Source organism: Streptomyces vulcanius (assembly GCF_042653945.1).
In the GTDB taxonomy this organism is placed as follows: domain Bacteria; phylum Actinomycetota; class Actinomycetes; order Streptomycetales; family Streptomycetaceae; genus Streptomyces; species Streptomyces mangrovi.
The window spans coordinates 119,718-134,921 of record NZ_JBHSFK010000023.1; the positions used below are offsets into that span (position 1 = coordinate 119,718).

Annotated in this window: 4 protein-coding genes; 3 read left to right on the forward strand and 1 reads right to left on the reverse strand. The window is 73.0% G+C overall.

The genetic code is table 11. The features are described from left to right. Positions 1–30: 30 nt before the first annotated feature. From ACFPIH_RS31530 to ACFPIH_RS31540, 3 genes are read left to right on the forward strand one after another with little or no spacing between them, the layout of a single operon-like run. Positions 31–3,966, forward strand: coding sequence for a non-ribosomal peptide synthetase (locus ACFPIH_RS31530; protein WP_381175992.1), 3,936 nt, complete (start codon positions 31–33; stop codon positions 3,964–3,966). Beyond that, positions 3,966–13,148: an amino acid adenylation domain-containing protein gene (locus ACFPIH_RS31535; protein WP_385877931.1), complete on the forward strand. Its 9,183-nt coding sequence runs from the start codon at positions 3,966–3,968 to the stop codon at positions 13,146–13,148. Before ACFPIH_RS31530 ends, ACFPIH_RS31535 begins: the two co-directional genes overlap by 1 nt. A gap of 30 nt (positions 13,149–13,178) precedes the next feature. Next, a complete protein-coding gene (locus ACFPIH_RS31540) occupies positions 13,179–14,054 on the forward strand; it encodes a TauD/TfdA dioxygenase family protein (RefSeq protein WP_381175997.1) in 876 nt (291 codons plus the stop codon). A 14-nt stretch (positions 14,055–14,068) separates the two neighbouring features. Here the strand turns inward: ACFPIH_RS31540 and ACFPIH_RS31545 are convergent, their stop codons facing one another. Next, positions 14,069–15,115 (reverse strand): LacI family DNA-binding transcriptional regulator, encoded by a 1,047-nt coding sequence (locus ACFPIH_RS31545; RefSeq protein WP_381175999.1) that lies wholly within the window; start codon positions 15,113–15,115, stop codon positions 14,069–14,071. Between the last annotated feature and the right edge of the window lie 89 nt (positions 15,116–15,204).

The window sequence follows — 15,204 nt, forward strand, 5'->3', positions numbered from 1 at the left end:
TTCGGGAATCGAATAGGTCAGGTAAAGCCGGTGCAGAAAACCCCCCACCCTGTCCCCGCTGTCCCTACTCGCGTCCGGCTCGCCTCCTTCGCCCAGCAGCGACTGTGGTTTCTGGCCCAACTCCCGGGTGCCAACGCCGCGTACAACGAGACGATCGCCTTCACGTTGACCGGACCGCTCGACCGTGACGTGCTGTCACGCACCTTCGACGCCCTGGCCGACCGGCACGAAACGCTGCGGACGCGGCTGGTCGCCGAGGAAGGCGTCGTGCGCCAACACGTCGACCCGCCAGGGGTGGGGTTCGCGCTGGCCTTCGAGGACCTCAGCGCCGTCATCGACCTCGACGCCCGCGTGGCCGCCCTGCAACTCGACGAGGCGGAGCGGCCGTTCGACCTGGCGGCCGGACCTCTCGGACGTGGCCGGCTGCTCGCCGTCGGGCCGGAGCGCCACCTGCTTCTGCTGACGTTCCATCACAGCATCTACGACGGTGCGTCGATGGACGTCATGATGGATGAAGTCGGGCGGATCTACCGGGCGTTCTCGACAGGCGGTGCGAACCCGCTGCCGGCACTCGCCCGGCAGTACGCGGACCATGCGCTGGCCCAGCAGGAAGCCGTTCTCGGCGGTGGCCTCGGCGGCCAGGAGGACTACTGGGTACGCGCCCTGCACGACGCGCCGCCCGTCCTGGAACTCCCCACCGACCGCCCGCGTCCGGCGCGGCAGCACTACGAGGGCGGCCGGGCCGAGTTCGGCCTGGACGCCGAAGTCACCGCCGGGCTGCGCGCCTTGGCCAGACAGTACGGCGCCACCCCCTTCGTGGCCCTGCTGACGGGCTGGGCCGTTCTCCTGTCACGCCTGTCGGGGCAGGACGACATCGTTGTCGGCAGCCCGTTCGCGGGCCGGCGCGGCCCGGGGGCGTCCGGACTCATCGGCTTCCTGGTCAACTCCCTCCCGTTACGGATCGACCTGTCCGGCCCCCTCACCGCGTCCGAGGCCCTCGCCCGAACCCGTGCCGTCGTACGCGAGGCACTCGATCACCAGGACCTGCCCTTCGAGCGCATCGTCGAACTGGTCAACCCCCCGCGCAGCGCCTCCCGCACACCGCTGTTCCAGACCATACTGGCCTGGGTGCCCGACCGACGGGACCTGCTGCACCTGCCCGGTGTCGAGGCCGAACCGCTGCCGATCGACCACGCCCCGGCCAAGTTCGACCTCGCCGTGTCGGCGACCGAGTCCGGCGGCCGAATCACCGGGCACCTGGACTACGCGACCGCCCTCCTCGACCACGCCACCGCACAGCGCTGGACGCGTCATCTGCGGCACCTGCTCACCGACATGACCCGCCATCCGGACCGCGACATCCGGGCCCTGGAACTGATGGAGCCGCAGGAACGCCGACGCATGGTCCTCGACGGTGACGCCACCCGGCCCGCCGGCCCACCCGACCCGGGGGAAGCCGCCCTGCGCACGGCCTCCGGACTCGTCGACCTCTTCGAGACCCAGGTCCGCGAGCGCCCCGCGCAGACCGCGGTCGTCGACCGGGACCGCTCGCTGGACTACGCGGCACTCGACCGCCGCGCCAACCACCTCGCGCACGCCCTCGCCGCCCGGTCCGTGCGCCCCGGCGACGTGGTGGGGCTGCACGCGAAGCGATCCTGCGACCTGGCCGTCGGCATTCTGGGCATCCTCAAGGCGGGCGCCGCCTATCTCCCGCTCGACCCGGGCCAGCCCCGGGAACGCCTCGCGGGCATGATCGAGGACGCCGCCTGCCCCCTCGTGCTGAGCGACCACGACAGCGCGGACCGCGCCGGGGACTGGCTCGACCTGCGAGCGGTGGAGGCCGAGGGAGCGACTCGGCAGGGGGCGCCGACAGATGTCGGCCGAGCGCCCGACCGGCCGGCCTATGTGATCTTCACCTCCGGGTCCACGGGACGTCCCAAGGGCGTCGCGGTGGAGCACCGCAGCGTCCTCAACCTCTTCGCCACCTGGCACGCCCGCATGGGCACGGCCCCCGGCGAGGCAGGCTCCGCCTGGTCCGGCATCGGCTTCGACGCCTCGATCCACGAGCTGCTGCTGCCCCTGACCACCGGCGGCGTGCTGCACATCGTGCCCGAGGAGCTGCGCGGCGACCCCGAGGCCCTGCTGGCGTGGATGCGCGAGCACGCGGTCACCCAGGCGTTCCTGCCGCCCGCCTACGTCAAGTGGATCGACGAGGACCCCGCACCACGGCTGCGCGGGCTGCCGCTGCGCAAGCTGCTGACCGGAGTCGAATCGCTCACCGAAGCCGCTCTCCACCGCATGACACAGCACCTGCCGGGCCTGCGGATCTGCTTCGGCTACGGACCCACGGAAGCGACCCTGTACAGCACCGCCCACTACGACCCCCGGCCGCTGGAGCGCCCCTGCCCCATCGGCCGCCCGCTGCCCCATACCCGCATGTACGTGCTGGACGGCCGCATGGAGCCCGTCCCGCCCGGCGTCGTCGGGGAGGTGTACCTCGGCGGAGCGTCGCTGGCCCGCGGCTATCTGGGCCGCCCCGAGCTCACCAAGGAACGTTTTCTGCCCGATCCGTTCGTGCCCGGCGAACGGATCTACCGCACCGGAGACCTCGCCCGACGGCTGCCGGACGGCGAGGCCCACTATCTCGGGCGCGCCGACGACCAGGTCAAACTGCGCGGATTCCGGATCGAACCCGCGGAGGTCGAGGCGGCGCTCATGGCGCTGCCCGGCGTCCGCGAAGCCGCTGTCCTCGTCGACCGCGACCCGGCGGGGGAGCCCCGGCTGGTCGCCGGCGTCGGCCGGGGCACGGCACCGGCCCGCGGCGTCCACGACTGGCGCACCGCCCTCGAACACCGGCTGCCCGACTACATGATCCCCGCGGTCTTCCTCGACCTCGCCGCCCTCCCGCTCAACCGCAGCGGCAAGCTCGACCGGCCGGCACTGCTGCGCCTCGCCCACGAGCAGACCTCCACCCAGGTCAACACCGCCAGCCCCCGTGACCACGTCGAACACGGCCTGTACCGGATATGGCAGCGGATCCTGCTCCACCCCGACATCGGCGTCAGCGACAACTTCTTCGAGATCGGCGGCACGTCGTTGTCGGCCATCAAGATGGCCCACGCCGTCACCGAGACGTTCGGCCGCGCCCTCCCCGTGAGCGAGGTGATGACGCGGCCCACCATCGAGGCGCTGGCCGCGCTGCTGCGCGAGGACGGCGCCCCCCAGGCCCCGGGCAGCCTCATCGAGTTCCGCCCCGGCACGGGCCCGCGGGTGGTCTGCGTCCACCCCGCCGGAGGCACCGCCTTCTGCTACCTGCCCCTGGCCGCCCTCCTGCCCGAGCGGGCGGGGCTGTACGGCATCCAGTCGCCGGGAGTGAACCCCGGCGAGGACCTGCTGCCCACGGTGGAGGCCATGGCGGAGGCGTATCTGCGCCTCCTCGAACCCCTCGGCGAAGGGCCACTGGTCCTGACCGGCCTGTCCTACGGCGGCCTGGTCGCCCACGAGATGGGACGCGTCCTGGCCCGTGCCGGACGCCGTGCCGTCAGCGTCGTCCTCCTCGACACCCAGGCCACCGACGACGCGTCCGCACGCGCGGAGATCGGCGCTGTCGACGCGGCCGAGTTCCGCGACAAACTCGTGAGGTTCAACGGGATGTATCCCGGCATCGACGACGCCCAGGTCGACCGCTACTTCCACCTCTACAACCACAACCGGCTCACGGCCCGCGCACACTTACCGATACCTTCCCCGGCGCGCCTGGTCCTCGCCCAGGCCGTACCGGACGGCACCGACACCCCCTTCCACGCCGAGGTCCGTGCCTTCTGGCAGCGCCGCGCCGAGGGCGACTTCCGGGTCGAGACGATGGAGTGCGACCACTGGGAGATCCTGGAGGGCGCCGGAGCGGCCCAGGTCGGCGCACTGCTCGGCGCCGAACTGGCCCACCACGACCCCCAGCGGGAGGTGTGATGGGCCTCCACCCCGCCCGCAGCGGCTCGACGCCCCCGAACGGCACAGAGCACGCCCTCCCCGCGAGATCCGCCTCCCTCGCCGACGCCGTACTCGACCAGGCCCGCCGCACACCCTCCGCCGTCGCCGTCGAGGACGGCGACCGGGTCCTCGACTACGCGGAACTCGCACAGGCCGGCGGCCGGGTGGCCGCGCGGCTGCGGGCGGCCGGAGTGCGCCCCGGGCACGCGGTCGCCGTGTGCCTGCCCCGCTCGTGGCAACTGGTCTGCGTCATGCTCGGCATCCGCCGCGCCGGAGCCACCGTCGTCCCCCTCGACCGGCTCAGCCCGCTGGACCGGCAACGGCACATCCTCGACGACTCGGGCGCCGTCGCCGTCGTCCACGACAGCGCGACTTCGCCGCACCTGCCCGCGCACCTCGCCGACTGGGACGCCGACGCGCTCCTGAGCCCCGAGGAGCCGACCGGCAGGCCAGGCCTGCCCGCCGGGTCGTCGACGCCCGCCGCCGACACCGCCACCGGCTTCGTCTTCTACACCTCCGGCAGCACGGGGCGCCCCAAGGGCGTCGAGGTCACCGACGAAGGAGTGCTGCGACTGGCCCGGCCCGGCTACCTCGACCTACGGGCCGGCGCCCGCTACGCCTGCCTGTCCAACCCCGCCTTCGACGCCCTCAGCTTCGAGGTGTGGGTCCCGCTCCTGACCGGCGGCGTCTGCGTCGTACTCGACGACGCCCAGGTGCACAGCCCGCACCGGCTGGCCGGCGTGCTCGCCGAGCGGCGCGTAGGCACCCTGTTCATCACGGCGGCCCTGTTCAACGTGGTCGTCGAGCAGGTGCCCGACTGCTTCGCCACCACCGAACAGGTACTCGTCGGCGGTGAACAGCTCAACGCACGGATCGTCCGCCGCTGGTACGAGGCCAATCCCGCCTCCCGCACCGTCCTGCACAACGTGTACGGGCCGACGGAAGCCACGACGTTCGCCCTGTGCCACCCCATCCCCCGCGACTTCGACGGTGACACGGTTCCCATCGGTACCGCGCTGCCCGGCACCCGCGTGCGGCTGCGTACCGAGGACGGGCGCACCGCCGAGCCCGGTGAGGTGGCCGAACTGCTGCTGTCCGGACCCGCGTTGGCCCGCGGCTACCGCAACCTGCCCGAGCGCACCGGGCGGAGCTTCGTCCTGCTGCCGGACGAGGAAGGCGGCGAACGGCGCTGGTACCGCACCGGAGACCTGGTGCGCCGGGACACCGAAGGCCGGGTGACCTATGTCGGCCGGGCCGACCGCCAGGTCAAGGTGCGCGGCTTCCGCATCGAACCGGGCGAGGTGGAGCGGCAGATCCTGGCGCACCCCGCCGTCCGCCGGGCCCATGTGTGCACCCGCCGCGACGACGCGGACCGAAACGAACTGCTCGCCTTCCTCGTCCTGGGCGACGAACTCTCCTACGACGCCTACGACCGTCACCTCGCCGCCGCCCTGCCGGCCTACATGCGCCCCCACCACACGCACCTCGCCGCCGAGCTGCCGCTGAACGCCAACGGCAAGGTCGACCCGGCCGCCCTGCTGCGCGACGCCGGGACCCCGTGGCGCGGCCCGCACCAGCGCGACACACACGCGGACCCCGGTCAGCGGCGCGTGCTGGAGATCGCCGAGGACATCCTCGCCGTCACCGGCCTGCGCCCCGGCGACCGCTGGGTCCCCAGCGGCGGCGACTCGCTGAAGGCGCTGCGCTTCCGCTTCGAGATCCTCAGCCGCTTCGCCGTCGACCTGCCGCACGACCTCGTCCTGACGGCCGACTTCGCCGCCCTCGCGGACGCCGTCCACGCCCCTGACCCGGCCGAGGGCGAACACCCACCCGTGCCCGGCCCCTCCGACGAGCCGACCGCACCGGCCACCAGCGAACAGGAACGCCTCTGGCTCCTGCACCAGCGAGAGCCCGGGGACCGCTCCTACGACGTGCCGCTCGCCTTCCGCGTCCGGGGCCCCCTCGACACGGCGGCCCTGCACCGCGCGGTGCGCACGCTGGTGGAGCGGCACGTGGCACTGCGCACCCGGCTGGTCCCCACCCCGCACGGCCTGATCCAGCGGACCGGCGAACCCTACGACCCGTGGGAACGGCTCGAAGCCCACGCCGAGGAGGAGTGGCAGGACACCGCCGACCGGTTCTTCAGCCACCCGTTCGACCTCCGGGACGCCCGGATGCTGCGGGCCGCCTGGCTGTCACAGGCCGACGGCGGACTGCTCCTGCTGCACCTGCACCACGTCGCCGTGGACGGCTGGTCACTCAACCTCCTCTTCCGCGACCTCACCGACGCGTACACCACCGCCGGCGCGCCGCCGTCCGCCACCACACCCCTGGACTTCGCCCGTTGGCAGCGCACCTGGCACACGAGCCCCGCGTACCGGCGCCGGCGCGCGCGGCTGCGCTCCCACTACGGCCGCGACGGCGACCCGTCACCCGCCCTGCCGGCCCCCGACACGCCGGGCGCGCCACAGGCGCGGCTGTTACGCGGCTCGCTCGACCTGGTCCGCCGGGGCGCGCTGGACCGTCGCGCCGCACAACTCGGCCTGACGAGGTTCCAGTTGCTGGTGTCCGCGTTCGCCGCGAGCGTGTACGGCGTGACCGGCCAGAGCCGTCCGCTGGTCGCCACACCGGTGGCCAACCGGCCCCGCCCCGAATTCGCGGAAACGGTCGGCATGTTCGCCAACACCGTCCTCCTGGACCTGCCCCTGGAACCGCATCGGTCCCTGGACTCGCACCTCGCGGCCCACTCCGACGCCGTTCGCGCCGTGCTGCGGGAACAGGAGGTCGCCCTCGCCGACGTCCTCGCGGACCGCACCCTCCGTGAGCGGACCCCCCTGTTCGACTACCTGTTCGTGCTGGAGAACACCGAGTTCTCGGCGCTGCGGCTGGACGGCTGCGAGGTACGGCCGGTGTGGCCCGAGCCACTGGGCGCCAAATGCGCCCTCACGCTGTCGGTGGTGGAGCACGAGTCCGGCTTCGACTGCCTGTGGGAGTACCGCGACGACATCGGCCCCGAGCGCGCCGAAGCCGCGAGCCGCCTCTTCCGCCAGGCCCTCGACCACCTGACCGGTGACACCGGCCGCACCCTGCACGAACTGGTCGCCGACCACCGCCGCGCCCTGCCCGACCAGGGCCGAGGTCCCAGGAGGGCACCGGACTTCACCACCGTCGCCGACGGCTTCGCCCGCCAGGCGGCCAGGACCCCGCACACACCGGCCGTCACCACCGGCGACGCGACCCTCACCTACGCGGAACTCGACGCGCAGGCAGCGGAGTTGGCGACCGCCCTGCGCGCCCGCCACCACCTCCCGGCCGATCCCGCCGCCCCGGCCGCCGTGGCGCTCTACCTCCAGCCCTCCGCCGAACACATCGTGGCGCTCCTGGCGGCGGCCCGCCTCAACCTCACCATCGTCCCGCTCGACCCCGCGTATCCGCCGCCCCTGCTGCGGCACGTCCTCGACCGGGCCGACCCCCTGTGCGTGCTCGTGGCACCCGAGGACCAAGACACCCTCGACGCCATCGCGCCACCGTCTCTGCCACGGCACCTCCTGACCCTCACCGACACCCCCGCCACCACGCCCGAACCCCTCGCACACCAGGGACTGCGCCCGCTCTACACCCTGTTCACGTCCGGCTCCACCGGGACCCCCAAGGGCGTCCAGGTGCCCGACCGGACCCTGTGCAACCTGCTGACCTGGCAGCGCACCGACGGCGGCCTCTTTGCGCCCGCCGTCACCCAGCAGTTCTCCATGCTGTCCTTCGACGTCTCCTTCCAGGAGATCTTCACCACCCTGTGCTCCGGCGGTCTGCTGCGCCTGGTGCGACCCGCCTGGCGGCACGATGTCCCGGCCCTGCTGAGGGAGTTGGAGACCGGGGGAGCGGAACGGATCTTCCTGCCGTACGTGGCCCTGCAGCTGCTCGCCGAACACGGCGTACGCACCGGACAGTTCCCCTCCAGGCTGCGCGAAGTCGTCACCGCGGGGGAGCAGTTGGTGTGCACGGACGCGATCCGCCGCTGGTTCGCGGGACTGCCGGACGCCCGCCTGTTCAACCACTACGGTCCCACCGAGACCCATGTCGTCAGCGGCCTGTGCCTCGACGGCGACCCCGTGTCCTGGCCGCTGCGCCCGGCTGTCGGACGTCCGGTGGCCAACGCCGTCCTGCGCGTCGTCGACGACGGCGGGCACCCCGTCCCGCCGGGCGTCACGGGCGAGTTGCTGATCGGCGGTCCCATGGCCAACCGCTGCTACCACGGCGACGACGCTTCGCACGACGACCGCTTCACCGACGACGCCGACCTGGGGACGTTCTACCGCACCGGCGACCTGGCCCGCTTCGACACCCAGGGCCTGCTGCACTACGCGGGCCGCGACGACACCCAGGTCAAACTCGGCGGACACCGGCTGGAGCTGGGGCAGGTCGAGGCCGCGTTGTTGCAGTACCCGGGGGTGACCAACGCGGTCGCGGCCGTGGCGGACGGCCGTCTGGTGGCATGCCTGCAGTTCCGGGCCGAGGACCCCGATCCCGCGGACCTCGCCGACCATCTGTCCGGGCTGCTGCCGGCCTACGTGCGCATCAGCCGCTTCCGCCGCCTCACGGAGCTGCCGCGCACCCCGAGCGGCAAACTGGACCGCCGGGCCGCGCTCACCGTCCCGGGCCGTGAGCTGCGTCCGGCCGGCGCGAACGCCTCGGCCGTGTCGCCGCTCGAAGCACGGCTGGCCGCGCTGTTCGAGACGGTGACCGGCAGGGCGATCACCGTGGAGCAGCGGTTCTTCGACGCGGGTGCCACCAGCCTGGACCTGATGCGCTTTCAGCTCCGCTGCGCGGGCGAGGACGATCTCACCTTCTCCGTACCGGAGTTGTTCGAGCACGTCACCCTCCGCGCCCTCGCCCGCCTCCTCGACCGGCGGGGCGCTGTCCCCGCGACGGACGGTGTCGTCGCTCCCCGGGCCGACCGCGCCGCGTCCGAGGCGCTCGCACCAGGTGACCCCCGGCCGGCCGGGGAGCGGGCCGAGGAACCCGTCGCCGTCATCGGGATGGCCGTACGGCTCCCGGGCGCCCCCGACCTGGCCGCCTTCTGGGACCTGGTCACCTCCGCCCGCCGCGGCATCGAGCACTTTCCCGCGACCGGCGGCCGGATCGGCGCCCGCAGCCAGCTGACGGGGCTGCTCGCCTTCGACCCGGGCCGCTTCACGCTCAGTCCGCACGAGGCCCGGCTGATGGATCCCCAGCAGCGGCAGCTCCTGATGAACTGCGTCGAGGCACTCGCCCACGCCGGTATCGGCACCACGGCGGCCTCCCGGGTGGGACTCGTGGCCGCCTGCGGGGAGAACACCTACTTCCAGCGCATGCTGCGTGAGGCCGACCAGGCCGAACTGCCCGACACCTTCCGGCTGGCGCTGCACCACGAGAAGGACTTCCTGGCCACCAAGGCCGCCTACCACCTCGGTCTGACGGGCCCCGCCTTCACCGTGCAGTCCGCGTGCTCCAGCTCGCTCGTCGGCGTACACGTCGCCGCCGGGCTGCTCAGGCAGGGCGACGCGGACGTGATGCTCGTCGGCGGCGTCCTGGTCGACACCGAACTGACCGACGGCTACACCTACCGGCCGCAGCACATCTTCTCCCCGGACGGCCACTGCCGGCCCTTCAGCGCGGACGCCGCCGGCACCGTCGGAGCCAGCGGCACCGGCGTGGTCGTCCTCAAGCCCCTCGCCGCGGCACGCCGGGACGGGGACACCGTCTACGCCGTCGTCACGGGCTCGGGCATCAACAACGACGGCTCGGACAAGCTCAGTTACAGCGCGCCCGCCCTCGCCGGGCAACGCGCCGCGATCGGTGCCGCCCTGCACCGCAGCGGCCGTACCGGTGCCGACCTCGGCTATGTGGAGGCACACGGCACGGGCACCCGCCTCGGGGACCCGGTGGAGGCGGCGGCGCTGCGTCAGGCGTACGGCCTGGCGGACGACGCACGCATGGCCCTGTCCTCCGTGAAGAGCCAGATCGGGCACCTGGGCGCCGCCGCGGGCGTCGTCGGCATGGTGCGGGCCGTGCTCGCCGTGCACCACGGGACCCTCCCGCCCACGGCGGACTTCGACCGTCTCAACCCGGAGATCGACGACGGTCCGTTCCGCGTACCGACCACGGCCGAACCCTGGCCGCGGGACCTGCCACGCGTGGCCGCCGTCAGCAGTTTCGGCATCGGCGGGACCAACGCCCACCTGCTGCTGGAGCAACCGGACACCACACCGACCGCCCACACCCCGCCCGAACCGGTGCCGTGTCTGGTCCTGTCCGGCTCCTCCGAGGCCGCCGTGCGCGCGGACGGCCGACGGATCGCCGACTACCTGAGCGCACATCCCGAGACCTATCCGCGGGTACTGCGCCACCTCCAGGCCGGCCGCCCCGCACTCGCCCACCGGGCGGCGGCGGTCTGCCCCGACGCCGCGTCGGCCGTGGCCTGGCTGCGCTCGCTCGCCGTTACCGAGCCGGCGCCGTCGGCGCAGCCGCCGGAGCCGGGCCGTGACCCGCAGGCGCTCGCCGAGGCCTGGACGGCCGGACAGACCCTCGTATGGCCCGAGGGCCCCGCCGGGCCTCCATGGGACTTCCCACCACCCGCCTTCGACACGGCCGAGTACGACTTTCCCCGAACTCCCTCGGCGCAGGCATCCGACCCCCGGCCACAACGGCTCCCCGCCACCGACTGGCTGCACCAGCCGCAGTGGACGCGTCTGCGCCGGGCCCGCACCGGACCCGCCCACGCACCGCGCCGCACCGCTGTGGTGGTCACCGCACCGGGCACGGACCCCGACGCGTGGCGGTTCCTGGAGCGCCACTACGACCGGGTGGTCCGGGTACGGGCCACCAGCAGCCTCATCCGTCTTGACGACGATCACTACGAGGCCGATCCCACCGACTCCGGGCACCTCGCGGCACTGTTGGCCCGCGTGACCGATCACGGCGCCTCCGACATCGACTGGCTGCACACGCTCCCGCTCACCCTGGACGGCAGCGTCGACGAGCACTCGCTGGAGACCGCCCAATGGGCCTGCCTGGACACCGTCGCCGCCCTCGGCAGAGCCCTGGCCGACGTCCCGGACACCCGACGGCCACGCGTATGGCTGCTGTCCCACCAGGCGCAGCCGGTCACCGGTGCCATCCGCAGACCCGAAGCGGGACTGCTCGCCGCGGCGACCGAAATCCCCCGTCAGGAACTCGGCGTGACCCTGCGCTGGGCCGACCTGCCCGGACCCGGTCCGGCCGACTGGGCGGACCACCTGCCCGACCTGCTCCTCGACGACACCGTCGCCCACCCGGCGGTCGCCCTGCGCGACGGCTTCTGGTGGCTCCGCACCCTCCACCCGGTCCCCGCACCCGAAACCCCGCCCACGCCCTGGTCCACCACCCCCGGAACCCACCTGATCCTCGGCGGAACCGGCGGCATCGGCAGCACCCTGGCCGCACGCATCCTGCACCACCCCGGAACCCGCGTGGTCCTGCTCGCCAGGGGCGACGGGACGCCGTCCCCTCTGCGTGCGCACGCGGACCGCGTCACCGTCGTCCCGGCCGACCTCGCCACGGAAGACCTCCACACGCTCGCCACGCGCCTGGCCCCGCACCTCGACGGCCTCACCGGCATCGTGCACGCTGCCGGAACAGCCGCGGGCGGAATACTGGCCCGCCGCGACCCCACCACCGCCCGCCGCGCCACGGCGGCCAAGCTGCGCGGCGCCCTGCTCGTCGAGCGGCTCATCGCCGACCACCGCCCCGACCACGCGGCCTACTGCTCGTCGATGGCGGCCCAGTACGGCGGTGTCGGCCAGTTCGACTACGCGGCGGCCAACGCCTGTCTGGATGCCTTCGCCCAGTACGCACCTCCCGGCGCCGGCGACGCGACGGTCCGGATGAGCATCGGCTGGGACGCCTGGCGTGAGGTCGGCATGGCCCAGCACGCACTCGGCGCCGACGCCCGCCACCAGGAGCACCTCGCGGTGGCGCTCACCCCCGAGGACGGCGCGGCCGTCTTCGAACAGGCCCTGCACCTGCAACTGCCCCACCTGATGGTCAGCACCACGCCCTTGCCGCAGGCACGCTTCTTCTACGAACCGGCACCGGCACCGGCCACCGCCAGGCATCATGACGAAACGTCAGCCGCCGACGACCTCGCCGAGGTCCTGCGCGACCTGCTCGGCGTGGACGCCGTCGACCCCGCGGCGCCGCTGTACGACCTGGGCGCCGACTCCCTGACCCTGCTGGAACTCATCGACGAGGTCAAACGCCGCTACGGCGTCGACATCGACCTGTCCCGGCTCAGCCACCGCGTAAGCCTCGCCGAGATCCTCGGCCACCTCGACACCGTCACCCGCCCGACCGATCCGGCGGGCGCCCTGGTGGACGTCGAGGTGTGGCAGCGCGGCACGGGCCGTGACGTGCTCTGCGTAGTGCATCCGGTCGGCGGCGACATCCAGGCCTACCGTCCACTGGTGTCGGCGCTGCCGGACGAACTGACCGTCTGCCTGATCGCCGACCCGGCGCTGCGCGACCCGCAACTGCCCGCCACGTCGATCGCCGACCGCGCAGCGCACTACGTCGACGACGTACGGGCCGCGTTCCCCGGCCCCGACCGCCGACTGCGCCTGACAGGCTGGTCGTTCGGGGCGTGGACGGCCCTGTCGATGGCGGCCCTCGCCGAGCCGGCCGGCCGGCCCGTGCAGGCCCTGTACCTCCTCGACCCGCCGCCGCCCGACGCCGGCGAACGGCTCGCCGCCTACGACGAGCGGCAGGTGGACGCCGTCTTCGCCCGGGAACTGAGCGGCAACGGCACCGACCGCCTGACCGGGCCGGGCCGCGCCTACGCCGAACGCCTCGCGCGCTGCTGCCGTACCAACCTGACCGCCATGGCCGGGCACCGGCTGCCCCGGCTCCTTCGGACACCCACCACCGTGTGGCTCGCCCAGCGCCCCGTCGACGACATGACTCCCCTGGCCCCGGAGCCGACCCCGCCCGAAGCGTGGGACGCCCATCTGCCCCGGCCGGTGTGCGTCCACCATGTCGACGCGACCCACTACGAACTCGTCGCCGAGCCCCATGTCCAGCAGATCGCCGCCGCCCTCAGGGACGACCTCGCCGACGCACCCGAGGCCGCACAGCCGCCTGTTCACTGACGCTCGCTTTCCACCTCACGGAGGTTTCCCATGGAGGACCACGCACGGCAGGCAGTCGCGCGGCTGACCACCCGGCCCGCCGAGCCGTACGACACTCTCTCCGTCACCCCGCTCACCCCGCTGCTGGGCGCGGAGGTCTCGGGGCTCGACCTGTCGCAGGAACTGACCCCCCGACAGGAGAAGGAACTCAAGCACGCGTTCCACACGCACCACGTCCTGGTCTTCCGCGACCAGGACATCACCCCCGAGCAGCACAAGAGGTTCGCGGGCGTCTTCGGCGAGCTGCACCCCGTCGCGCTTCCGGCCGAGGGATCCGACCCCTACATCCTGGAGATCAAGGCGACCGAGGAATCCCGGGATGTCGCGGGCAACGGCTGGCACGCCGACGGTACGGCGGACGCCGAGCCCTCCCTCGGGTCGCTGCTGCACCTCACGACGGTTCCCGAAGACGGCGGCGGCGACACCCTGTTCGCCAACATGCATCTCGCCTACGAGCTGCTCTCGCCGTCCATGAGGGAGTTCCTCGACGGACTGACCGCACTGCACGACGGGGCCCTGCCCTGGAGCGCCGCCGGGCAGACCCCGCCGCCCGAGTACGACATCCCGCGCACCGAACACCCCGTCGTCGTCCGGCACCCGGAGACGGGCCGCAAGCTGCTGTTCGTCAACGCCCCCTACACCTCGCACATCACCCAGTTGTCCCGCGCCGAGAGCGACGCCCTGCTCGCCATGCTGTACGCGCACATCGCCCGGACCCCGCTGCTGCACTGCCGTGTCCACTGGCAGCCGCGCACCCTCGTGTGCTGGGACAACCGCAGCGTGCAGCACCACGCCGTGTGGGACTACTTCCCCCACACCCGCCACGGCCGCCGCGTGGCCGTCAACGGCACCCGCCTGGAGGGCTGAGCCACACCGGGGGTTCAGACCCCCGGAGGTCCGCTGCTCTCGCGCACGACCAGTTCCGTGGCCACCTCCACCCGCCTCGTCTCCGGCTCCTGCCCCGACAGCAGCCGCAGCACCATGCGGGCGGCGAGCGCGGTCATGTCGGCGAGCGGAGTGCGGATGGTCGTCAGCCGTGGGGTCACCCAGTCCGCGAACGGCAGGTCGTCGAAGCCGACCACACTGACATCGTGGGGGATGCGCAGTCCCAGTTCGGCCGCCGCGCGGTAGGTGCCCAGCGCCTGGTGGTCGCTCCCCGCGAAGACCGCCGTGGGGCGGTCGGGCAACGCCAGCAGATCCAGGGCGTGCCGATGGGCGAGTGCGTGGGTGAAGTCGCCGTAGCGGACCAGTCCGGGGTCGAAGGGGAGCCCGGCCTCCGTCAGCGCCGAGCGGTAGCCGTCCACCCGGGCGCGTGAGGTCAGCCGCCGCTCCGGGCCGCTGATCACGGCGATGCGCCGGTGGCCGAGCTCGACGAGGTGACGGGTCGCGGCCAGCCCGCCGGGCCAGTTGGTCGCGCCCACCCAGGGGATGCCGGGTGCCGGTTCGTCGATCGGCGCGACGAGGGCGTACGGAATGCCGAGGCCGGCGAGGTCCCCCTGCTGCTCGGGGGTGAGTTCGGGCACGACCAGGATCGCGCCGCGGGTGGGACGCGTGGCCAGCGAGTCGAGCCACTGACGCGCCCGCTTCTGCCGGCCGTGCGTCGCCGAGACGACCAGCCCCATGCCCGCCTCGTGCAGCACATCCTCCGCGCCACGGATCAGCTCCACCGCCCACGGGCTGTCCAACTCGTTGATGACCAGGTCGATCAGCCCGCCCGGCGGTGCCGCGGTGGCCGAGGCACGCTGCCGTGCGAGATAGCCGTGCTTCTCCAGCAGGCGCTGCACCTTGGCCCTCGTCCCGGCAGATACATCGGATCTATCGTGCAGCACCTTGGAGATGGTGGAGACGGAAACCCCCGCCTCCTCGGCGATTTCGGCCAGCGTACGCCGCCGGGCATCACCGGATCCTGTCCCGACTGTTGACGTCATCGGATGAATCTCCTACGTTTCGGAGCGGCCGCAGATTGCGAAAACTATCGCAATCCAACCCTCCAGCGTAGAGGTGGCAGGTGGTTGTC